Raw genomic sequence first — 19,845 nt, 5'->3', positions numbered from 1 at the left:
CGAAGCAATCCAGAATCTTTCCGCGGAGTGACTCTGGATTGCTTCGCTTCGCTCGCAATGACGGGGAGGGATTTTCGCCGGTCCAACTGCCATCCCCGCGCGCAGCGTCGTTCCCTACAGCCCCGTCGACGCCTCGATCCTGAACTGCGCAAGCGCGCTCTGTGGGTCGGTTTGCAAGAGCTGCATCAATTGCATCAGCGGTGCCTTGGCGCGCGGGGACAGCTTGATGGAAAGCGTCTGGCCCGGCGTCTCGACGAAGCGGGCGATCGCGTCCACGGCCGCGTTCGCATCCGGATTGGCGGAAGCAACTTGCTCGCGTTTAGCCTTGATGCTCTCGACGAGCGCCTGGCGTGCGGTATCACGGCTGACATTCTGCATGCGCGCGAACTGCGCCGCGACGAGATCGATGACGCCGCTGTCGCGCAATGAGAATTCGAGCGTGCCCGCCTCGATCCGGGCCGCCTGGCCCATGAGCTGGGCCGGATCGGCCGAAAACACCTCGCGTGGTACGTTGCCGAGCGCCATACGCAGTTGCGCTCTTGCGATGCCTCCGATGTCGAGGGTCGCGGGCGTCAGAGCGAAGCTGTTGGACTGTTCGGTCCAGGCAGCGCCGAGATCGAGGTCGATAGCGAGCTTGTCGATCCCGCTGGCAATCAATGGAAGCTGTTTTGGACCGGATGGATCGGCTGGCGTGACAAATTTGGCAACCACATGCGCCTTGCTCGGGATCGAGCCGACCAGCTGCCCCAGTCCAGGCTCAGTGTGTCGATCATGACCAGCTTATTGGTGGTCTTGAACGGCGCCGTCACGCCCTTGATCTCCGCGCCTGCGAGCACGCCGAACAGCCCGAGCATCTGATCCGGCGAGGGCGCCCGCCCGGCAGTGGTGAGGCTTGCTGCCCAGCGCATCAAACTCGCCGTGCTGAAGGACTTCAGCGCAAAGCGCTCCATCTTGAACTGTCCCTGCGGAGACGGCGCGTCGACGCCTTCGACCGCGAACTCGCCGTCGCGAAATCGGATGGCACCAACCGTGGCCGTTCCTTGCGGCGTGCCGACCGACATCTTGCCGATTTCGGCCTTACCGATGCGAAGACCCTCATAAACTCCGGCGAGCTTCTCCAGCAGCTCGCGTGCCTGCGCCGGAGTCGGCGGGGCCGATTGATCCCGTGGCAGCGCGGCAAATATCTCGGCCAGCCGGAATTTCGACGGCTGGACGGCGATGTCTTCCATGGTGAACCCGTCGACATCCACTCGCATCCCCTGTGCCGATTTGAGCGCATAGGGGCCCGTCGAGACCTGCCGATAGACCCGGCGATAGCTGTCGTCGCTGGCCGTCTGCGGATCGAGCGCGGCGATGATCGCGGTCGCGTCGAAATCGTTGACGATGATGTTCGACGATTCACCCGTCAGCTTGTCCGTCTTGCCGGGTTGCTTCACGTCGACCGAGATCACGGCGCGGTCCGACTTCATCCCGTCGATCTTGCCGTGCTTTAGGTTCTGGATCGCCAGTTCGGAATAGGTGACCTCGCCGCTGCCGGCGGCGCGGGAATCGAAGCTGATCGTGAGGGTCGGAGCCGTGAGCGACGATGCAGCGACACTCGCATATTGGCCGAGCACGTAGCGGTACATATCGACCAGCGAGCTGTCCGCCGGCACCTGACCCGCCTGAACAGGACCGGCATAGTCGCGCATGACCAGGTGCGGGATCTTGTACGCGACCTTCAGCTTGGCAGCGCCGATCTGGTCCAGCGTAACCTCGAGCCCGGTGATGTCGACGGCGTCGGCCGAGATCCTTGTTTCGTCGATCTGGCGAACGCCCGTGCCCTTGATGGCGGCGATCCTGATCTGCGCCTGCGGTGCCTTGCCCGGCGTAACCGCGATGTCCTCGACGTGAGGGTGCGCGTGGGCAGATCGAAGGCGATCTTGCCGTAGCTAGCCTTGCCGCCTTGCTTGCGGATTTGCTCGAACGCGGTCTCCACCTCGGCGGTGACGCGATGTTTTGCGTAGAAGCTGAAGCCCAACCATCCGCCCGCGCCCACCACGGCCACGACGATGAAGCCGATCAGGATTCACTTCATTCCCAGCTCCAGTCGCTCGCGTTGCAGCACGCAACCTGCCATATTCGCAAAGCAACGCGCGGTCCAGGGAAAGCGAGCGCTATCAGATATTTGACCGCGCGCCCTGTTGATGGGGCCGCAATCGGATGTTGCCACCGGGCCGCCCGACGTGCTTCATCCCGTTTCCATGACCCGGAAATACCACCCGAAGGCGGGCCGGTCAGGACAACGTAGTTTGAGGCCGGTAACGCGAGGCAAGACACCGCATGTCGTCCTATTCTGATGATCTCCACCAGGCGGCGCTGGCCTATCATCGGCTGCCGCGCCCCGGAAAGCTCGAGATCCAGGCGAGCAAGCCGCTCGCCAACCAGCGCGACCTCGCGCTGGCCTATTCCCCCGGCGTCGCCGCCGCCTGCATGGAGATCGCCAAGAACCCCGCGGAAGCGGCGACGCTGACGATACGCTCCAACCTGGTTGCCGTGGTTTCGAACGGCACCGCCGTGCTCGGCCTCGGCAATATCGGCCCGCTGGCCTCGAAGCCGGTGATGGAGGGCAAGGCGGTCCTGTTCAAGAAATTCGCCGGCATTGACGTGTTCGACATCGAGATCGCGGCCGACACCATCGAACGCGTGGTCGAGACCGTGGCCGCGCTCGAGCCGACCTTCGGCGGCATCAATCTCGAGGACATCCGCGGACCGGAATGCTTCGAGATCGAGGCGCAGCTCAAGGAGCGCATGAAGATCCCGGTCTTTCACGACGACCAGCACGGCACCGCGATCATCGTCGCCGCCGCGATCACCAACGGTCTGCGCCTGAACGGCAAGAACCTGTCGGACGTCAAGATCGTGGCATCGGGGGCAGGGGCCGCAGCGCTTGCGACACTGAACCTGCTGGTGTCGATGGGGGCGCAGCGCAAGAACATCTGGGTCTGCGACATCGACGGCCTTGTTCACGAAGGCCGCAACACCACGATGGACCGCTGGAAGGCGGTCTATGCGCAGAAGACCGACAAGCGCACGCTCGCCGACGTCATCGGCGGCGCCGACATCTTTATCGGCCTCTCCGCACCGGGCGTGCTCAAGCCCGAGATGGCCAAGGCGATGGGCGACAAGCCGCTCATCATGGCGCTCGCGAATCCGACGCCGGAGATCATGCCGGAGGAGGCGCGCAAAGCCCGTCCCGACGCCATGATCTGCACTGGCCGCTCCGACTATCCGAACCAGGTCAACAACGTCCTGTGCTTTCCCTTCATCTTCCGTGGCGCGCTCGATGTCGGCGCCACCGCGATCAACGAGGAGATGAAGCACGCCGCCGTCGAGGCCATCGCGCAGCTCGCGCGCGAGGCGCCGTCCGATGCGGTCGCGCAAGGCTTCGATACCGGCGAGACGCAAGGGTTTGGCCCGGGCTCGCTGATCCCGAGTCCCTTTGATCCGAGATTGATCCTGCGCATCGCGCCGGCGGTGGCGAAGGCCGCGATGGAATCGGGCGTTGCGACCCGGCCCATCACCAATTTCGACGAGTACACCGCGTTGCTCGAGCGCTTCGCCTTCCGCTCCGGCCTCGTCATGAAGCCGATGTTCGCCAAGGCCAAGACCCAACCGGTGCGCGTGATCTACGCCGAAGGCGAGGATGAGCGCGTGCTGCGCGCCACCCAGGTGGTGCTGGAAGAGAAGCTGGCGATGCCGATCCTGGTCGGACGTCCGTCGGTGGTCGAGGCCCGCATCGAGCGCTTCGGCCTGTCTATCAAGGCCGGCAGGGACTTCGACCTGGTCAATCCCGAGGACGATCCGCGCTACCGCTCCTACGTGCAGTCCTATGGCGAGGTCGCCGGCCGCCGCGGCGTGACGCCGGATGCGGCGCGCACGGTGGTGCGCACCAACAACACCGTCATCGCGGCGCTCGCGGTGGTGCGCGGAGAGGCGGACGCCATGCTCTGCGGCGTCGAGGGCCGCTACATGAGCCATCTGCGCCATGTTCGCGAGATCGTCGGGTTCACCCCGGGAATCAGCGACTATGCGGCGCTGGCGCTGCTGATCACGAGCAAGGGCGCCTTCTTCATCGCCGACACCCAGGTGCGGCCCAATCCGAGCGCCGAAGAGCTCGCCGAGATCGCCTCGCTCGCGGCGGTCCACGTCCAACGCTTCAACATCAAGCCGAAGATCGCCTTCGTCTCGCATTCGGATTTCGGCAGCTACGACACGGAATCCTCGCGCAAGATGCGCCGGGCAACCCAGCTCCTGAAGGAGAAGCATCCGGAACTCGAGGCCGACGGCGAGATGCAAGGCGACACCGCGCTCTCGGCCGCCGCGCGCAAGATGGTGCTGCCGCACTCCAAGCTCGAGGGCGAAGCCAACATCATGATCATGCCAAGCCTCGACACCGCCAACGTCGCCTATCAGATGATCAAGTCGCTGGCGGACGCGCTCCCCGTCGGGCCGATCCTGATCGGCCCGGCGCGCCCGGCTCACATCCTCACCCCGTCGGTAACGGCGCGCGGCATCCTCAACATGACCGCAGTGGCTGTGGTGGAAGCGCAGGAGCGCGCGTCGCGGCAGCAGCCGACGTTGTTTACGTAGGGCGTGCGTGGCCTTCCCCTCTCCCCTTGTGAGAGAGGGTGGCTCGCCGCGGAGCGGCGAGACGGGTGAGGGGTTGCTTCCGCGCGCACATTTCTCACGGTTGAATTTGCAGAGCGAGACCCCTCATCCGGCACTGCACCTTCTCCCACAAGGTAAGAAGGTGCAGTGCCGGGCCACCAACTTTGAATTGCTCGCAGTTAGCCATTTCCCCGTTTGTAAACCGGCGAATGTATCTTCATAATCGCGAAGTGCTTTCGCGAGAATTCAAAAGCCTGAGCAAAGAGGCCGATCATGCCAGCGTTCGTAACTTTCGGGCGGATCCTGTTCGCCGTGCTGTTCATCTACACGGGTGCGGCAAGACTGTTTGCCATGCAGGCGACCGTTGATTTCATCGCCGCCAAGGTCGTGATGCCCGACATGATCGCGCCTTACGCCAAGCAGATCGAGACGGCGACGGCCATGACCACGCCGCAACTGCTGGCGATCGCAGTCGGCGTGCTCGAGATCATCGCAGGCGTGATGATCGCGCTGAATTTCGGCGCGCGCTTCTTCGCGATGCTGATGATTATCTATGTCGCGGTCGCGACCTTCCTGTTCTACGACTTCTGGAACCAGGTGCCGCCTGACAACGGCAAGATGCTGGTCGACGCGCTCAAGAACCTGTCGATCATCGGCGCCCTGTTCATGATCATGGGCTACGGGCGCGCCACGCGTCCGGCCGAAGCGGCCTACGGGGACGTATAAAGGTTAAGCCACTACGTCCTGCGCCATGGCGTCACCGTCACGTCATGCGCGGCGTCGAGCAGATACGGCGCGCCCGGCTTCATCCCGTGTGAGGCCAGCACCTCCTGAGGCGTGCGCCCCGGTACTTCGACAAAACAGCCCTCGCCGCGGGGCAGCCGAAGGTGCGGGGCTTCCGACAGCCAGAACGTATCGTAGCGATCCATGAACATGTCGAACACGACGGGGCCGCCGATGATTGCGACGGTGCCGGAAGCGACATCGGCGAACGCACAGGCGTCCTCAAAGCTGGTGTGAGCCGGATTCCACAAGGTCGCGTTCGGCATCTCGGGATCGACGGTCAGAGTCTGGATCTTGCGGGTCAGGATCAGGCGCTTGCGCTTGGGTGAATTCGGCTGCTGCTCATGCGAGTGACGGCCGTGCACGATCAGCGCGGCGCGATCGAGCGCCTGCTCGAAGAACAGCTTGTCGCCTTCGAACTTCAGGCTGTCGGGCATGACATGGTCGGCGTCCGCGAGCATGCCGTCCGCGGAGACGATGACGTAGCCTTCGATCCGAAAGGACAAGGGCGCGGCTATTCGGAAACCGTTGTCACGACGCTGTTGACCGGCCGGGTGCTCACCGTCGGCAGCTTGACGTCCTTGAGCAGTTCCTGGTCGTATTCCGGCAGCGTCGAGGCCGGGAACTTGGCGCGCATCGCCACCACCTTGTAACCGCCGGCCTTCAGGCGCTTGAGCAATTCGGGCAGGGCTTCCGCAGTGTGCTTCTGGAAGTCGTGCATCAGGATGATGCCCTTGCCCTTGCTGTCGAGCTTCTTCATGACGGTCTCGATCACCTTCTCGGGCTTCGAGGCCTTGAAGTCGAAGGAGTCGATGTCGCAGGAGAAGATCGCTGTGTTGCGGTTGCCGAGATAGGTGACCATCTCCGGCGGATGCTGGAGCGCCGGGAAGCGGAAGAAAGGCGAGGGCGAAATGCCGCCGAGCGCCCATTTCACCGCGGAAAGACCCTTCTCGATCTCTTCCTTGCGCTGCGCTTCCGTGAGCTTCTTGTTGTTGAGGTTGGCGTGCGACCAGGTGTGGGTGCCCACGGTATGGCCGGCCGCGTAGACCTGCTTCAGGATCTCCGGCTCGTAGGTCGCGTGCTTGCCGATCGAGAAGAAGATGCCGGTGGTGCACTCGTCGGCGAGCGCCTTCAGCACCGCGGGCGTGTTCTTGGGCCAGGGGCCGTCGTCGAAGGTCAGCACCACTTCGTGGTCGCGCAGGAAATCGAGCTCCTTGAAATGCTCGAAGCCGAAGCCAGGACCGCCCGTGGTGTCGATCTCGACGGTGCGGGCGACCCCAAGCGCGCCCGGCGTGTTGCAGGCTGCGCGGGCGGGCTGGGGCGCCTGCTTAGGCGGCGGAGGATTGACGAAGCCCGCCGGCGCGGCGGCTGCTGCAGGAGCGGGTGCGGGAGCTGCAGCGGGCGCAGCCGCAGCCGGTGTTGCCGCCGGTGCGGCCTGCGTCGCGGCGGCGGGCTTTGCAGCCGGGGTCTGCGACCATGCCGCGCCCGTCATCGCCAGAGACATCGCGCTTGCCAATATCAGTCCTGCCGCCACACGCATGGTGTTGTCCTCGAGATTGATCCCGTTGTTCCGCCGCGGCTTTTCGCCTTCGGCAAAACCATCCTGCCCATAACAATCCTAGCCTAGATGGTGGGCCCTCGCCATTGCAACGGCTGTTTGGCGCGCCAGCCCAATTGTGCCCAACCGGGTTGGGGACGCGTGGCGTCAAGTGTCGGCCAGCGCCTTGGCGATCGCCGTCTTGATCCGCGTGTCTGTCGGTTCGACCGCGGATGCAAAGACATCGGCGATATAGCCGTCCCGGCCGATCAGATATTTGTGGAAGTTCCAGCGCGGAACTTCTCGCGGGCGCGCCTCTGCCGCCCATTTGTAGAATGGATGCGCCTTTGCACCGACCACGATGGCCTTGGCCGCGATGGGGAAGGTAACGCCGTATTGGTGGTGGGCGGTTTCCGAGATCTCACTGGTGCCGCCGGGCTCCTGTCCGCCGAAATCGTTGGAGGGCACGCCAATGACGGTGAGGCCGCGTTCGCGAAACTCGCTCCAGATGTCTTGCAGGCCGGCATATTGCGGCGTGTAACCGCAGAGCGAAGCGGTGTTCACCACCAGCAGCGGCCTGCCAGTGAAGGCCGCAAGGCGGATGTCGTCGCCTGACAATGCCGGGAAAGAGAAGGCGTAGGCGGAAATTCGGCTCATGCCGCCATCCGCCAGTGCACGCGTCGCCGGCGCCAGCGTGCCTGCAAAGGCGGCGATGAGTATGGTCCTGCGGTTCATCATAACGGCGTCCCCCGAAATGATCCGGGGCGCATGTTACCCCGTCGGTGCGAGCGGCGTCGTCAACACGGCGTTATCTGCCGCGATGAGGCGCGTTAGTACAGGCGGACGATGAAATCGGTGCCTTCGCCAGTCTCGCCCTGGTTGATGCCCTGGTCGGAGACGATGATCGAGCCGCCCGATGTCAGCATTTCGTTGATCCTCGCGATCGTGTCGGCCGGGATCGAGACGCGGTCCAGGGCCTCGGCTGGACTGTCCGGCGGGACCACAGGCTTTACGGCGACGGGAATCACCGCCGCGCCACGTTGGCGGCCTGTCACGCGGCCGTCATCTTCGCGCGCGGCAGAACGGACCGACACTGGCAAGGACACCACCGACCAATGCAGCGCATTGGAATCGGCCTTGTCGATTTCGGCGGTAAAGACATGCGTGCCGAGCGGCCGATCACTCGCGGCGATTGTGACAGGCACCTCGAACAGCGGCGCAAAGTTCTGCCGCACGTAGAGCTTGGAATCCTTGCGGCTGATGAAGACCGCGATCTGGCCCGCTCGCTTGGGCGCTTCAGGTTTTGCCACGGGCGCCGGATCGGCAACGCGGGTTTCGTCCTTCTTGACGTCGGTCGTGGCCGCCTGCGCTGGCGCCGCGGCCGGTGCATCGGATGTCTTCGCGAGTTCGGACTTCGGCGTCTCCGCGGCGTCGACAGGCTTCGCTTCAGTGTTCGCGGGCTGCGCGGCGTCTCCGGCCTCTGGCTTGGCCGCGTCCGCCGCCTCAGCGGGCTTGGTCTCGGGCTTTGCCGTTGTCTCGGTGTTGTCGGCCGATGCCGGGGCCTCCTCGCGGGCTGGGGCATATCCGGTGGTCACGTCCGACATCACGGTGTGGCCGACCGACGAGCGCAGCTCGGGCACGCCGTCGGCGCTGGCGGTTTTCGTTTCAACCGGCTTTGCTTCGGTGGCCGCGGTATTGGCTGTGCCCTTGTCGGCCTTGTCGCCGGCATTGGTCTGCGGCTCGAGGCTGGCCGCGGGTTGCGGTGGCACGCGCAGCGAGGCAAGCAGCGGATGTGAGAACTTCTGCGGCGACATCTGACCGGGCGAAACGATCACGCGCGCGCCCATCCTGGTCCAGTTCCACATCTTCACCGCGAACGCCATCGGCATGCGGATGCAGCCGTGCGAGGCTGGATAGCCCGGCAGCACGCCGGCATGCATGGCAACGCCCGACCAGGTGATCCGCTGCATGTACGGCATCGGCGCGCCGCTATAGATGTTGGAGTGGTGGAATTTGTGCTTCTGGATGACGCTGAACACACCCATCGGCGTCGAATGGCCCTTCATGCCCGTCGAAACCGGGGATTCCGCGAACACGCCTTTGCTGTCGTAGACCGTGACCTTCTGCCGGTCGATCGAGACGACGATGACGAGAGGACCTTGCGGTTTGGTGCCGGCTTCTTTTTCGGCAACAAGGTCTTTTTTGCCGACCGCACCGCGCTTCTGCGGTTTCTGGCGCGGGACGTCGAGATGGCGCTCCTGGCGCCCGTAGGACCCGTCGGAATAGTCCGTCCAGTAATAAAACGCTGCGTCCGCCTGGCTTGCCGTGCCGATCGCACCCGCCGCCGCCAAAATGGCGACCTGCCAAAGCCGCGTCGGCTTGGCAGAAAAACCGGCCCCGTTCACGCTGTTCATCCTCGAATCCATAATCCAAATCAGATGTTAGTCTCTCAGAGGGGATACGCGTTCACCAGCATGGCGGTTCTGCCATCAGCTACATTTGTCCAAAGCGTAGCAAAAAAGCCTCACGGAGCGGTAAACGGCGGCCGTGTCGGCTTGCCGGTCGTCTTCCTGATCGGTCGCCTCATCCCTACATTGCTGGAAGTTGTTACCGGAGAGGTTCATGTCATCTCGTTTCCGCAGTCTTTCCAGCATCCGCTTGAAAGGCCTCGCTTTATTCCTCATGGCGTTGACCGTGCCGGCAGCGTCCGCCTTCGCCGCCGACGAGCCGGATCTGATCTTTCGCCGCTCGACCGTGTTCAAATGGATGAGCCCGAACGACAAGCTTGCGACCTACGGCCTCGACGATCCTGAAGTCGAGGGCGTGGCCTGTCATTTTACGGTGCCGGAGAAGGGCGGCTTCAAGGGCTGGCTGGGCCTTGCCGAGGAAGTCTCGGACATTTCGCTCGCCTGCCGTCAGGTCGGCCCGATCAAGTTCAAGAACAAGATGGAGCAGGGCGACGACATGTTCCGCCAGCGCCGCTCGCTGTTCTTCAAGAAGATGCAGATCGTGCGCGGCTGTGACGCGAAGCGCAACGTGCTGGTCTACATGGTCTATTCGGACAGGCTGATCGAGGGTTCGCCGAAGAACTCGACCTCGACCGTGCCGGTCATGCCGTGGGGACCGGCGGACGCCAACGTCCAGAAGTGCGGAGAGTTCTTCACTCAGTGACGCTCTTGCGTTCACTCAGTGACGCTCTCGCGTGCACTCAGTGAGGGGTTTGCGTTCACTCGATGATGTCAGCGCGGATGGCGCGCGGTTTTGCAAGATGCGAGCCGGTCAGCCGCACGAATGACTGCGGCGTGGCCTCAAAGCCCCGGCTCGATTGTAGCGCCATTTCGCTAGGCGAATGGCTGTGAACAGGTCGTTGCTCCCGGCGGTCCGTTCGTTGGTCCGCATCGCGCGTCGTTGCGCGATTCTGCGCGGTCATGATGGCTGTTCCTCACATGAACACGCTCGGCGATGCTCGGGCGTCCTCGGTCTCGATAGCTTGGGTCGCAGTCGAAGCGCCCCCGGTTCGACAGGACCCAGCCTTCGTTCGGCTTCTCTTCAGCAGAAAAACGTAAAACGCATGTGAAGGGTGTGAGGCGGGATCATGACGGCGCCGGCGTTCCGCGGCGCATCCGAGCTCGCCGGAACCTGCCAAGCTACATTGGGTGACCGCACGACCCATCTGAAAAGATTGAGATTTTCCATGGAATATGTCGTCGCCTCGAGCGGGACGAAACAATTCTCACGGAGACGAAACCATTTTCCGGCTTTGGCGCATCACGCGCGAAACCGCCCATGGTTATCAACCTCACGACGACGACGGCGCACGCCGGCCACCGAATTCGGAGAGAACTTCATGCGCACGCTCAGCCTCATCCTTGCTTTCGGTTTCGTGCTCGCCGGCTCCTCGTTCGCAGGCTCGCCGGACGGCAATGTCCCGGGTATCGGTACTTTCCAGTACAGCGGCTCGCCGATCATGATCCCGGCACCGCAGCCGATCGTGGTTGCCGCGCGCTTCTGATCGCCAACAAGAAAAATCAGCCAATAAAGGCCATCATGCTTGTTCGTTCCTGCGCTGCGGCGTTCATATCCCTTCTGACGATCAGTGCCGTTCAGGCGCAGGTGCGCTCTCCATCCAGATTACCCGATCCCCGTACCGAGTTCGTGAGGCAATGCGCGCCGCGCATGCTCGGACGGTGGGAGCATCCGGAAGAGGTCTGCGGCTGCCTGCATGATCATGCTGCCGCCGTCGTCGAGGATCGCGATCTTCGCGAGGCCCTGCTGCGCGGCATCAGCGAGACCGGGGTGCCGACGATCGAGACCGACTGGGTGCCGGCCGCAAAGCAGACCGAAATCGGCCCGACCTTCACCAAGATCGCCAAGCCGACCCTGCAATGCATGTTCGATCCGGCGAAGTAGCGCTCATCGCTTTGATTTTGGACCAAACCGCGACACACAGATGCTCGTCCGTGCGACGCCCTTGTCGGTCATTTTGGCGCCTCGCACTTCCTTGACCTGTCCGGCGGGACAGGTTCCGTCGTCCACTTGAACGCGCTGGCCGAGCTTGAGGTCGACGATGTCCTGCTCGCGTCCGACGGTACCTGCGCGCGCTGTCGCAGCGAGTGCGATGAAGATCAGGAGCGAGAGGCAAGTCGCGCGGCGTAGCAGCATGGTGAGAGCTCCCAGCATCGATGTCGCAATGTAGGGAGCGGCAGCCGATTCTCATAGTGAACGTTCGTCATGCCCGCCCGGCCGGCTTGCTCCTCGCGCGCAAGGCCGCTCGCGATTCCCGCGCGAGTCGTTCGGCGGAGGCCACGAGCTTCGAAACCGCGTGGCCGGAAAATCCCAGCACGAAACCGGGCTGTGGGCGCGCGCGTGAATAGGTGTCGGCCAACAGCCAGCCTTCGGCGCCCGCGGCCTGCTTGGCTTTCGCCGCCACAGACAGATCGACCGAGGGATCGAACCGGGCGACTAGATGCAGACCCTGTGATGGGACCGGCACCGACAGCACGCCATCGGATGCGGCTTCGAGCCTCCCGGCCAGCGCGTCGCGCGCCTCGCGGTAAAGCTTGCGCACGCGCTTCAGGTTCGCCGCGAACGCGCCGGAATTGAGCATGTCGGCCACCGCACCCTCGATCAGCGTGCCGGGAAAGCGGTCGAGCGCAGCCCGCGCCGCGGTCACATCCGCAATCAAGCGCTCGGGCAGGGCGCAATAGCCGATGCGCAGGCCCGGAAACAACGTCTTGGCGAACGTGCCCATGTAAATCACGCGCTGGAGGTGATCGATGCCGGCCAGCGACATCAGCGGCGCGCCGTCGTAACGGAATTCGCTGTCGTAATCGTCTTCCAGCACGAAGGCGCCGGCCTGCCTGGCCCAGTCCAGCAGCTCGAGCCGCCGCGGCATCGACATCTGCACACCCAGCGGAAACTGGTGCGACGGCGTCACATAGGCTGCGCGCGCGGACGGCGCCGCTGCGCGGCCTTTGGCGACACGCATGCCGTGCGCGTCGACGGGAACGGAGACGGCACGATAGCCGCAATGCGCGATGGTTTTTCGCGCGGCGGGGTAACCTGGGTCCTCGCACCAGACCTGATCTTCGGGCTTCAGGATTGCGCTCAGCAAGATGCGCAGCGCGTGCAGCATGCCTGACGTCAGCATGATCTGATCGGGATCGCAGCGCAGGCCCCGCGCCGACAACAGATGATCGGCGATCGCCGCACGCAGTTCGCGGCTGCCACGGGGATCGCCATAGTGCAGATGCTCCGCGCCGAAGGCGCGCATGCGACGGCCGACAAAGGCCCGGAAATGCTGCACGGCACGCGCGTCGATATGGGTGCAGCCGAGTGAAAACGCGCCTTGCCCCGGCGTTTCGACGCTGATCTTGGGCCGCTTCGGCTCGGCCGCGCGCGCGGGGATGCGCGCGGCGACGAAGGTGCCGGAGCCGACGGTTGCGTCGGCAAAGCCGTCGGCGATCAGCCGCTCATAGGCGGTGACGACGGCATTGCGCCGAAAGCCGGTCTGTTTGGCCAGCGTGCGCGACGGCGGCAGCGGCTCGCCGGGTTTCACCAGACCGCCGACGATCATCTCGCACAGTGCCTGATACAGCCGGTGCGCCGACGAGGCGCCAGCCGTGATGTGCGGGCCTGCGAGGTCGAGCGGCAGCTCGGCTTTGGCCGGCGAGGGGACAGAATTGGTCGGAATTTTTCGCATGGAATTGGCACTATCGCAGACCAAATCCACGGATACAACTGCTCTGGAATTGTTCAAATCCGACAGGAGCGGCCGTGAGCCAGACCGAGAACCAGAATTCCTATCCGACATCCGCGCGCAATCAGGTGAAGCGCCGTCACGACCGCGGCTTCTACGATCACGACACCGTTCATCGCATCCTGGATTCCTCGATGCTCTGCCACGTCTCCTACGCCATCGACGGCCAGCCCTATTGCACGCCGACTTTCTTCTGGCGCGAAGGGACGAAACTGTACTGGCACGGCTCGAGCGCCAGCCGCATGCTGCGCAACCAGACCCTGGGCGAGCGCGTGTGCCTGACGGTCGCCCATCTCGACAGCCTGGTGCTGGCGCGCTGCGGGTTCAATCACTCGGCCGATTACCGCGCCGTGATGGCATTCGGCACCGCCTATCTCGTCACCGATCCCGAGGAGAAAGAACGCGCGGTGATCGCGATGGTCGACCGCTTCTTCCCGGATCGCACCGCCAGCCTGCGGGCGAGCAACACGCAGGAGATCAAGGCGACCTCCTTTATCGCGATGGAGATCGAGGAAGCCTCCGCGAAAATCCGGGCCAAGGGTGTCGCCGACGACGACGAGGACTATGAATTGCCGATCTATGCCGAGCGCATCCCGGTGCGCACCGTGCTCGGTGCGCCGGAACCTTGCCCGCGGCTGCTCGACGGCGTGAGCCGGCCGGCGACACTGAATGGCTATTCGGAGGGCCGGCTGCTCGAAGACGCATTGCGGGATGCCTATTTTGCAGAGTACCCGAACGGCTGAAATCGGTTAGCTTACGCTCCATCGATGATCTCAATGCCGATTGGAGTTGCCTGATGAATGCCGAAACGCAGCAGAGGATTCTTGACGCCGTTGATGCCGGCTTCGAAGCCCAGCTCGCGACCACACGCGATTTCGTCGCGATCCCCTCGACGCGCGGTGCGGAGGGGCCATGCCAGGACATGATGGGCGACCTCCTGCGCGCGCGCGGCTACGAGGTCGACGACTGGCACATCAATGTCGACGACCTCAAGGATCTGCGCGGCTTCGGGCCCATCGAGCACGATTTTTCGAAGGCGCGCACTGTGGTCGGCACGTACCGGCCCAAAACCGAGGCGGGCAAATCGCTGATCCTCCAGGGCCATTGCGACGTGGTGCCCGCGGGGCCGCTGGAATTGTGGGACACCCCGCCGTTCTCGCCCGTCATCAAGGACGGCAAGATGTTCGGTCGCGGTGCCTGCGACATGAAGTCGGGCACCATCGCAGCGCTCTCCGCGCTCGATGCGATCAGGGCCGCGGGCCTGAGGCCGACGGCGCGGATTCACTTCCAGTCTGTGATCGAGGAGGAGAGCACCGGCGTCGGGGCGCTCTCGACGCTTCAACGAGGCTATCGTGCGGATGCCTGCTTCATTCCTGAGCCGACCGGCGGCAAGATGGTGCGCTCGCAGGTGGGCGTGATCTGGTTCCGCCTGCGCGTGAAGGGCCATCCGACCCATGTCGCCTTCGCCGGCTCCGGCGCGAATGCAATCATGGCGGCCTATCATTTGATCCAGGCGCTGCAAAAACTCGAGATCGAGTGGAACGAGCGCGCGAAAGCCGATCGTCACTTCAAGACGCTGAACCATCCCATCAACTTCAACCCCGGCATCATCAAGGGCGGCGACTGGGCCTCCAGCGTGCCGGCCTGGTGCGACGTCGATTGCCGGATTGCCGTGTTGCCCGGCTGGTCGATCGCCGAGCACCAGAAGGAGATTCTTGCGTGTGTCGCCGCCGCCGCACGCAACCACCGCTTCCTCGCCAACAATCCGCCGGAGATCGAATGGTCGGGCTTTTTGTCGGAAGGCTATGAGCTGACCAATGCCACCGCGCCTGAGGCGGCGTTCGGCAAGGCCTTCAGCACCGTCTATGGCGGCCAAATCGAAGACCTCGTCTTCACCGCGCTTACCGACACCCGCTTCTACGGCCTCAATCACGGCATCCCGAGCCTGTGCTTCGGCGCGAGTGGCGGCGAGATGCACGGCTTCAATGAATATGTCGATCTGGACTCGCTGAAAAAGACGACCAAGGCAATGGCGCTGTTCATCGCGGATTGGTGCGGGGTGGAGCAGGGGTAGCCCTCGTGTCCCGGACAGAGCCAGGACCCACGTCACCGCACATTTGGACCGCGGTTCAGCAGCGCATCGTTTCACGCTGCGCTGCGCCCTGGGGAACGAACCATCTTCCGGCTGCCCAATCCACCGGCGCCCAAATCCTTTAAGCTTAAAGAAAGACTAGGATGCCGCCCGCGCTGGTGGCAGACTGGCGCCTGGTCCACAAGGCCTTGAGTCCGTCGAGGAAGCACGATGCGCGATTGGGATGACGCCTACGCCAATTCGGCCCATATCCCGGGCTCGGACAAGATACCGGCGCTGTGGGCGGAGCGGGCGGCGGCTTATCGCGCCGGGCTGAAGGAGTTTCGCGCTGACATCGCCTATGGCCCCGGTGAGCGCCAGCGCCTCGATCTGATCTTGCCCGACGGCGACAGCAAGGGCCTCGTCGTGTTCGTCCACGGCGGCTACTGGATGCGCTTCGACAAGTCGACATGGACTGATCTCGCCGAAGGCGCGCGCCATCACGGCTGGACGGTGGCACTGCCAAGCTACACGCTGACGCCGGCCGCGCGCATCTCCGACATTACGGCGGAAATCACCACAGCGATTGCCAAGGCGGCCTCGCTGGTCGCGGGCCCGATCCGGCTCGCCGGCCATTCCGCCGGCGGGCATCTCGTTACGCGTATGCTGTGCGACGACAGCCGGCTGGAGCCCGCCGTCTACAACCGCGTCGCCGGCACGCTGTCCATCAGCGGCCTGCATGATCTGCGTCCGCTGCTCAAGACCAGGATGAACGACACCCTGCGCATGACGATGGAGGAGGCGACGCTGGAAAGCGCGGCGCTGCATCTGCCGCGCGGGCCTTCGCCGGTGACCGCCTGGGTCGGTGGCAACGAGCGGCCCGAATTCATCCGCCAGTCCGATCTGATGGCCAACGTCTGGACTGGTTTCGATGTGCCGACGCGTCTTGTCGTCGATCCCGGGCTGAACCATTTCACCGTGATCGACGCCCTCAAGGACCCGTCGTCGCCCACCACCGCGCGCCTGATCGGCCTCGACTGACGAGGCCTTGAAGATCGATCGAAAGGGCCTGCCATGACGTCCAGCCAATACGATCCCGCAAGCGAAGGCGCTGAGACCGATTTCGCCCGGCGCATGTCCTATGGACACTATCTGGCGCTGGACGCGATCCTCGGCGCGCAGCATCCCCTGTCGGAAGCCCATGACGAGATGCTGTTCATCATCCAGCATCAGACCACCGAGCTGTGGATGCGGCTCGCCATCCACGAGCTCAGCGCCGCACGCCGTTCGATCGCGAAGGATGAGGTGCAGCCTGCAATGAAGATGCTGGCACGGATGTCGCGCATCTTCGAGCAGCTCAACGGCGCCTGGGACGTGCTGCGCACCATGACGCCCAGCGAGTATACGCGCTTCCGCTCGCAGCTTGGCCAGTCCTCAGGCTTCCAGTCGCGGCAATACCGGCAGATCGAATTCCTGCTCGGCAACCGCAACCACGCCATGCTCAAGCCGCACGCGCACGATCTGGAAACAACGCAGCTGCTCGAAGCCGAGCTCGCAACGCCAAGCCTCTATGACGAGGTGCTGCGGCTCGCTGACCGCAACGGGCTCAAGATGCCTGCGGCCGTGCTGGCGCGCGATGTTCGCGAGACTCATAGCTTCAATGAAGGTGTGCTGCAGGCTTGGCGTATCGTCTACGAGGCGCCGGAAACGCACTGGATGCTCTACGAGCTCGCCGAGAAGCTGGTCGATTTCGAGGACTATTTCCGGCGCTGGCGCTTCAACCATGTGACGACGGTCGAGCGCGTCATCGGCTTCAAGCGCGGCACCGGTGGCACCGGCGGCGTCAGCTACCTCAAGCGCATGCTGGAGGTCGAGCTGTTTCCGGAACTCTGGCGCGTGCGCACGATCCTGTAGAGAATTCCATGACCAAGCTTCGCGTCTACGACGACACCAAAGCGCTGTTCCATATGCCGGACGGTGTGATCTATCTCGACGGCAATTCGCTCGGCGCGTTGCCGCTTGGCGTTGCCGAGCGCGTCAGCCGCGTCATCACCGCCGAGTGGGGCGATGACTTGATCCGCGCCTGGAATACGGCTGGCTGGTATGCCCAGCCGCGCCATGTCGGCGATCGCATCGCGCGCCTGATCGGTGCGGAAGCCGGCTCCGTCATGGTCGGAGATACGCTGTCGCTCAAGGTCTATCAGGCGCTCGCCGCCGCGCTCGACATGAACGCGTCGCGCAAGGTCGTTCTATCGGACACCTGCAACTTTCCGACCGACCTCTACATGGCCGAAGGCCTGATCGCGACCCTTGGCCGTGGCCATCAATTGCGCCTGGTGGCGCCGGAGGAGATCGAGGCTTCGTTGTCGGAGGAGATCGCGGTGCTCTACATCACCGAGGTCGATTACCGCACCGGACGGCGCCACGACATGGCGAAGCTGACTGCAAGAGCGCATGCGCTCGGCATCGTCACGGTCTGGGACCTCGCGCATTCGGCCGGCGCGCTGCCGGTTGACCTTGCAGGCACCGGCGCGGATTTCGCCGCTGGATGCACCTACAAATACATCAACGCCGGCCCCGGCGCGCCGGCCTTCCTCTACGTTGCGCCGCGCCACGCCGACAGCGTGCGCGCCGCTTTGTCGGGTTGGATGGGGCATGCAAAGCCGTTCGCGTTCGAGCTTGCCTATGCGGCCGCAGGTGGCGTTGAGCGCATGCGCGTGGGAACGCCGCCGGTGCTGGCAATGGCGGCATTGGAAGCTTCGCTCGACATCTGGGATCGCGTCGATATTGCCGAGGTCCGGGCCCGCTCGCTGGCCCTCGGCGATCTCCTGATTGCCGAGGTCGAACGCCGCTGTCCGTCCTTGAAGCTTGTTACGCCGCGCACGCATGAGCGTCGCGGCTCTCAGGTCTCCTTCGCCTACGGCGGCGGCTATGCCGCGATGCAAGCTCTCATCGCCCGCGGCGTCATCGGCGATTTCCGCGCGCCTGACATCATGAGATTTGCCATCACGCCGCTGTATATCGGTGAGGGCGAGATCGTGCGGGCAGCCGAGTTCATCGAAGAAGTGATCGCGGGCGAAATTTGGCGGCGGCCGGAGTATCAGGTGGTGAATGCGGTGACGTGAGGTACGAACGCTGTCTCCCCGTCATTGCGAGCGCAGCGAAGCAATCCAGAAATGTATCCGCAGAAAAATTCTGGATTGCTTCGCTGCGCTCGCAATGACGACCTCGGACGTCATTGCTTTGCCGCGAAGAGCAATTCACCCTGTGAGCAGAATGATTTGGGAGGAGATCCGATGACGCCGCTCGATAAACTTAAAGCAATGAAGATGCCGTTTGCCGAACTCAAGGGCGTCGAGTTCGTCGAGGCCGAGAGGGATCGCGTGGTGGCGCGGATGACGGTCAGGCCCGATCTCTGCACGCTTCATCATACCATTCACGGCGGCGCGGTGATGGCGCTGGCCGATTCCGTCGGCGCGGCGGCCACCGTGATCAATCTGCCGGAGGACGCCAAGGGCACGACCACGCTCGAGAGCAAGACCAACTTCATCGGCGGGGCCAAGGAGGGAACCACGGTAATCGCGACCGCCACCCCAATCCACAGAGGCCGGCGGACCCAGGTCTGGACCACCCGGCTGGAGACCGAGGACGGCAAGCTGGTTGCCGTTGTGACGCAGACCCAGCTGGTCCTCGTGTGAATACGGGGGGCTTGATTTTATTAAAGAATTAGTCGCTTCCGATGCCCGAAACTTGGGCAGGTTCCCGTCTTGAAAAGTTTGTTGCGATGCACAATATTGGAGGCCTAGGGATTCGAACGCCTCCTCGAGGGACACCAAGAGGAGTTTTGACTTGTCACTCGCAGCAGATTTTGGACTTGAAATAACCAACCGCCCGAAGTCCGTTCAGGGCTACGTGCGGACCTTGAGCCAGCAGGAAGAATTGCCGCTTTTGCGCGATCACCTGCTGAGGCTCGATGCCGAAAGCCGGCACGACCGCTTCAACGGTTTTCTCGACGACAGTTTTATCGAGCGTTACGCCGCCCGCTGTGCCGAGGACGGCACCGTTATTGTCGCCTATATCGTCGATGGCGTGGTCCGCGGTGCGGCCGAGCTGCATCCGCCCGAGGGCGATTCGCTGCCCGAGGTCGCCTTCAGCGTGGAAGCTTCGGCGCGGCGCCAGAACGTCGGCACCGTGCTGTTCAGCCGCCTGATCGCGGAAGCGCGCTGGAAAGGCTACAAGCGCCTGCGCATCACCACCGGCGCCGAGAATCACCCGATGCGCGCGCTCGCCAGGAAGTTCGGGGCGCATCTGCAATTCCGTCATGGCGAATCGACCGGCACGATCGATCTCGCCAAGGCGCCTGAGGACGAACTCGCTGATCTCGCGGCCTCGCCATTCAGGGCCGGCCGCGCTCTTATCAGCTTCAACTCGACCTGCTGGAAGATCATCTCCAGCATCTACGGCAATCGCGCCGCCTGACCTGAAAAATCCGATTGGAATCAAAAAAGCGGACCGGCAAAACCGGTCCGCTTTTGTATTGTATGT

At 63.8% G+C, this 19,845-nt stretch carries 22 protein-coding genes; 13 read left to right on the top strand and 9 right to left on the bottom strand.

Annotation, left to right across the window (positions count from 1 at the left end; genetic code table 11):
* Positions 1–114: 114 nt before the first annotated feature.
* Together IVB07_RS40710 and IVB07_RS40705 are read right to left on the bottom strand one after the other, a co-directional pair.
* Positions 115–525, bottom strand: coding sequence for a hypothetical protein (locus tag IVB07_RS40710; RefSeq protein WP_345946456.1), 411 nt, complete (start codon positions 523–525; stop codon positions 115–117).
* A 128-nt stretch (positions 526–653) separates the two neighbouring features.
* Positions 654–1,691, bottom strand: a complete 1,038-nt coding sequence (locus tag IVB07_RS40705; protein ID WP_346659441.1) for a hypothetical protein — start codon at positions 1,689–1,691, stop codon at positions 654–656.
* A gap of 76 nt (positions 1,692–1,767) precedes the next feature.
* On the opposite strand from IVB07_RS40705, the gene IVB07_RS40700 reads away from it, so the two are divergent.
* The 3 genes from IVB07_RS40700 (at position 1,768) to IVB07_RS21605 (ending at position 5,376) form a co-directional block, all read left to right on the top strand.
* Entirely contained in the window at positions 1,768–1,893 is a 126-nt protein-coding gene (locus IVB07_RS40700) for a hypothetical protein (protein ID WP_346658297.1), read from the top strand.
* 429 nt (positions 1,894–2,322) lie between these two features.
* The gene (locus tag IVB07_RS21610; protein WP_018456292.1) at positions 2,323–4,632 is read left to right on the top strand and encodes an NADP-dependent malic enzyme; all 2,310 of its coding nucleotides are present in this window, start codon (positions 2,323–2,325) and stop codon (positions 4,630–4,632) included.
* 291 nt (positions 4,633–4,923) lie between these two features.
* Positions 4,924–5,376 carry a DoxX family membrane protein gene (locus tag IVB07_RS21605; RefSeq protein WP_018456294.1) on the top strand — a complete coding sequence of 151 codons (453 nt, stop codon included), beginning with the start codon at positions 4,924–4,926 and terminating at the stop codon, positions 5,374–5,376.
* Positions 5,377–5,387: 11 nt separating this feature from the next.
* Here IVB07_RS21605 and IVB07_RS21600 read toward each other — a convergent pair whose 3' ends face one another.
* The 4 genes from IVB07_RS21600 to IVB07_RS21585 form a co-directional block, all read right to left on the bottom strand.
* Complete coding sequence (locus IVB07_RS21600; RefSeq protein ID WP_018456295.1) at positions 5,388–5,939, bottom strand: dihydrofolate reductase; 552 nt, start codon at positions 5,937–5,939, stop codon at positions 5,388–5,390.
* An 8-nt stretch (positions 5,940–5,947) separates the two neighbouring features.
* Entirely contained in the window at positions 5,948–6,973 is a 1,026-nt protein-coding gene (locus IVB07_RS21595; RefSeq protein ID WP_018456296.1) for a polysaccharide deacetylase family protein, read from the bottom strand.
* 165 nt (positions 6,974–7,138) lie between these two features.
* A complete protein-coding gene (locus IVB07_RS21590) occupies positions 7,139–7,708 on the bottom strand; it encodes a glutathione peroxidase (RefSeq protein WP_085352959.1) in 570 nt (189 codons plus the stop codon).
* Between the two features lie 92 nt (positions 7,709–7,800).
* Positions 7,801–9,384, bottom strand: coding sequence for a L,D-transpeptidase family protein (locus IVB07_RS21585; protein ID WP_085384887.1), 1,584 nt, complete (start codon positions 9,382–9,384; stop codon positions 7,801–7,803).
* A gap of 208 nt (positions 9,385–9,592) precedes the next feature.
* On the opposite strand from IVB07_RS21585, the gene IVB07_RS21580 reads away from it, so the two are divergent.
* Positions 9,593–10,141 (top strand): CreA family protein, encoded by a 549-nt coding sequence (locus IVB07_RS21580; RefSeq protein ID WP_026233134.1) that lies wholly within the window; start codon positions 9,593–9,595, stop codon positions 10,139–10,141.
* 55 nt (positions 10,142–10,196) lie between these two features.
* Here the strand turns inward: IVB07_RS21580 and IVB07_RS21575 are convergent, their stop codons facing one another.
* Positions 10,197–10,400, bottom strand: coding sequence for a hypothetical protein (locus IVB07_RS21575; RefSeq protein WP_247766668.1), 204 nt, complete (start codon positions 10,398–10,400; stop codon positions 10,197–10,199).
* Positions 10,401–10,817: 417 nt separating this feature from the next.
* On the opposite strand from IVB07_RS21575, the gene IVB07_RS21570 reads away from it, so the two are divergent.
* Positions 10,818–10,982, top strand: coding sequence for a hypothetical protein (locus IVB07_RS21570; RefSeq protein WP_018456302.1), 165 nt, complete (start codon positions 10,818–10,820; stop codon positions 10,980–10,982).
* Positions 10,983–11,017: 35 nt separating this feature from the next.
* A complete protein-coding gene (locus tag IVB07_RS21565; protein ID WP_026233136.1) occupies positions 11,018–11,380 on the top strand; it encodes a hypothetical protein in 363 nt (120 codons plus the stop codon).
* Positions 11,381–11,383: 3 nt separating this feature from the next.
* Here the strand turns inward: IVB07_RS21565 and IVB07_RS21560 are convergent, their stop codons facing one another.
* Positions 11,384–11,632 carry a DUF6719 family protein gene (locus IVB07_RS21560; RefSeq protein ID WP_018456304.1) on the bottom strand — a complete coding sequence of 83 codons (249 nt, stop codon included), beginning with the start codon at positions 11,630–11,632 and terminating at the stop codon, positions 11,384–11,386.
* A gap of 67 nt (positions 11,633–11,699) precedes the next feature.
* Entirely contained in the window at positions 11,700–13,172 is a 1,473-nt protein-coding gene (locus IVB07_RS21555) for a PLP-dependent aminotransferase family protein (RefSeq protein ID WP_247766666.1), read from the bottom strand.
* Between the two features lie 74 nt (positions 13,173–13,246).
* Between IVB07_RS21555 and IVB07_RS21550 the strand changes: the two genes are divergently transcribed.
* From IVB07_RS21550 to IVB07_RS21520, 7 genes are all read left to right on the top strand, one after another.
* Complete coding sequence (locus IVB07_RS21550) at positions 13,247–13,972, top strand: pyridoxamine 5'-phosphate oxidase family protein (protein WP_247297463.1); 726 nt, start codon at positions 13,247–13,249, stop codon at positions 13,970–13,972.
* Positions 13,973–14,025: 53 nt separating this feature from the next.
* Complete coding sequence (locus IVB07_RS21545; protein ID WP_018456309.1) at positions 14,026–15,303, top strand: ArgE/DapE family deacylase; 1,278 nt, start codon at positions 14,026–14,028, stop codon at positions 15,301–15,303.
* Between the two features lie 228 nt (positions 15,304–15,531).
* Positions 15,532–16,341 carry an alpha/beta hydrolase gene (locus tag IVB07_RS21540; protein ID WP_018456310.1) on the top strand — a complete coding sequence of 270 codons (810 nt, stop codon included), beginning with the start codon at positions 15,532–15,534 and terminating at the stop codon, positions 16,339–16,341.
* 33 nt (positions 16,342–16,374) lie between these two features.
* Positions 16,375–17,214: a tryptophan 2,3-dioxygenase gene (kynA, locus tag IVB07_RS21535; RefSeq protein WP_018456311.1), complete on the top strand. Its 840-nt coding sequence runs from the start codon at positions 16,375–16,377 to the stop codon at positions 17,212–17,214.
* Positions 17,215–17,222: 8 nt separating this feature from the next.
* On the top strand, positions 17,223–18,425 hold the full coding sequence (kynU, locus tag IVB07_RS21530) for a kynureninase (RefSeq protein ID WP_247766658.1): 1,203 nt from the start codon (positions 17,223–17,225) through the stop codon (positions 18,423–18,425).
* A gap of 171 nt (positions 18,426–18,596) precedes the next feature.
* On the top strand, positions 18,597–18,998 hold the full coding sequence (locus tag IVB07_RS21525) for a PaaI family thioesterase (protein ID WP_026233137.1): 402 nt from the start codon (positions 18,597–18,599) through the stop codon (positions 18,996–18,998).
* A 151-nt stretch (positions 18,999–19,149) separates the two neighbouring features.
* A complete protein-coding gene (locus tag IVB07_RS21520) occupies positions 19,150–19,779 on the top strand; it encodes a GNAT family N-acetyltransferase (protein WP_026233138.1) in 630 nt (209 codons plus the stop codon).
* Positions 19,780–19,845 lie beyond the last annotated feature (66 nt).

Source organism: Bradyrhizobium sp. 172 (assembly GCF_023101065.1).
Lineage (GTDB): Bacteria > Pseudomonadota > Alphaproteobacteria > Rhizobiales > Xanthobacteraceae > Bradyrhizobium > Bradyrhizobium canariense_D.
This window is presented reverse-complemented; position numbering and strand designations above follow the sequence as displayed.

What these genes read in the sequence shown, in the direction of transcription:
- IVB07_RS40710 (WP_345946456.1), bottom strand. Translation starts at nt 525, where the DNA reads ATGGCGCTCGGCAACGTACCACGCGAGGTGTTTTCGGCCGATCCGGCC.
- IVB07_RS40705 (WP_346659441.1), bottom strand. Translation starts at nt 1,691, where the DNA reads ATGCGCGACTATGCCGGTCCTGTTCAGGCGGGTCAGGTGCCGGCGGAC.
- IVB07_RS40700 (WP_346658297.1), top strand. Translation starts at nt 1,768, where the DNA reads ATGTCGACGGCGTCGGCCGAGATCCTTGTTTCGTCGATCTGGCGAACG.
- IVB07_RS21610 (WP_018456292.1), top strand. Translation starts at nt 2,323, where the DNA reads ATGTCGTCCTATTCTGATGATCTCCACCAGGCGGCGCTGGCCTATCAT.
- IVB07_RS21605 (WP_018456294.1), top strand. Translation starts at nt 4,924, where the DNA reads ATGCCAGCGTTCGTAACTTTCGGGCGGATCCTGTTCGCCGTGCTGTTC.
- IVB07_RS21595 (WP_018456296.1), bottom strand. Translation starts at nt 6,973, where the DNA reads ATGCGTGTGGCGGCAGGACTGATATTGGCAAGCGCGATGTCTCTGGCG.
- IVB07_RS21590 (WP_085352959.1), bottom strand. Translation starts at nt 7,708, where the DNA reads ATGATGAACCGCAGGACCATACTCATCGCCGCCTTTGCAGGCACGCTG.
- IVB07_RS21585 (WP_085384887.1), bottom strand. Translation starts at nt 9,384, where the DNA reads ATGAACAGCGTGAACGGGGCCGGTTTTTCTGCCAAGCCGACGCGGCTT.
- IVB07_RS21580 (WP_026233134.1), top strand. Translation starts at nt 9,593, where the DNA reads ATGTCATCTCGTTTCCGCAGTCTTTCCAGCATCCGCTTGAAAGGCCTC.
- IVB07_RS21575 (WP_247766668.1), bottom strand. Translation starts at nt 10,400, where the DNA reads ATGACCGCGCAGAATCGCGCAACGACGCGCGATGCGGACCAACGAACG.
- IVB07_RS21570 (WP_018456302.1), top strand. Translation starts at nt 10,818, where the DNA reads ATGCGCACGCTCAGCCTCATCCTTGCTTTCGGTTTCGTGCTCGCCGGC.
- IVB07_RS21565 (WP_026233136.1), top strand. Translation starts at nt 11,018, where the DNA reads ATGCTTGTTCGTTCCTGCGCTGCGGCGTTCATATCCCTTCTGACGATC.
- IVB07_RS21560 (WP_018456304.1), bottom strand. Translation starts at nt 11,632, where the DNA reads ATGCTGCTACGCCGCGCGACTTGCCTCTCGCTCCTGATCTTCATCGCA.
- IVB07_RS21555 (WP_247766666.1), bottom strand. Translation starts at nt 13,172, where the DNA reads ATGCGAAAAATTCCGACCAATTCTGTCCCCTCGCCGGCCAAAGCCGAG.
- IVB07_RS21545 (WP_018456309.1), top strand. Translation starts at nt 14,026, where the DNA reads ATGAATGCCGAAACGCAGCAGAGGATTCTTGACGCCGTTGATGCCGGC.
- IVB07_RS21540 (WP_018456310.1), top strand. Translation starts at nt 15,532, where the DNA reads ATGCGCGATTGGGATGACGCCTACGCCAATTCGGCCCATATCCCGGGC.
- kynA (WP_018456311.1), top strand. Translation starts at nt 16,375, where the DNA reads ATGACGTCCAGCCAATACGATCCCGCAAGCGAAGGCGCTGAGACCGAT.
- kynU (WP_247766658.1), top strand. Translation starts at nt 17,223, where the DNA reads ATGACCAAGCTTCGCGTCTACGACGACACCAAAGCGCTGTTCCATATG.
- IVB07_RS21525 (WP_026233137.1), top strand. Translation starts at nt 18,597, where the DNA reads ATGACGCCGCTCGATAAACTTAAAGCAATGAAGATGCCGTTTGCCGAA.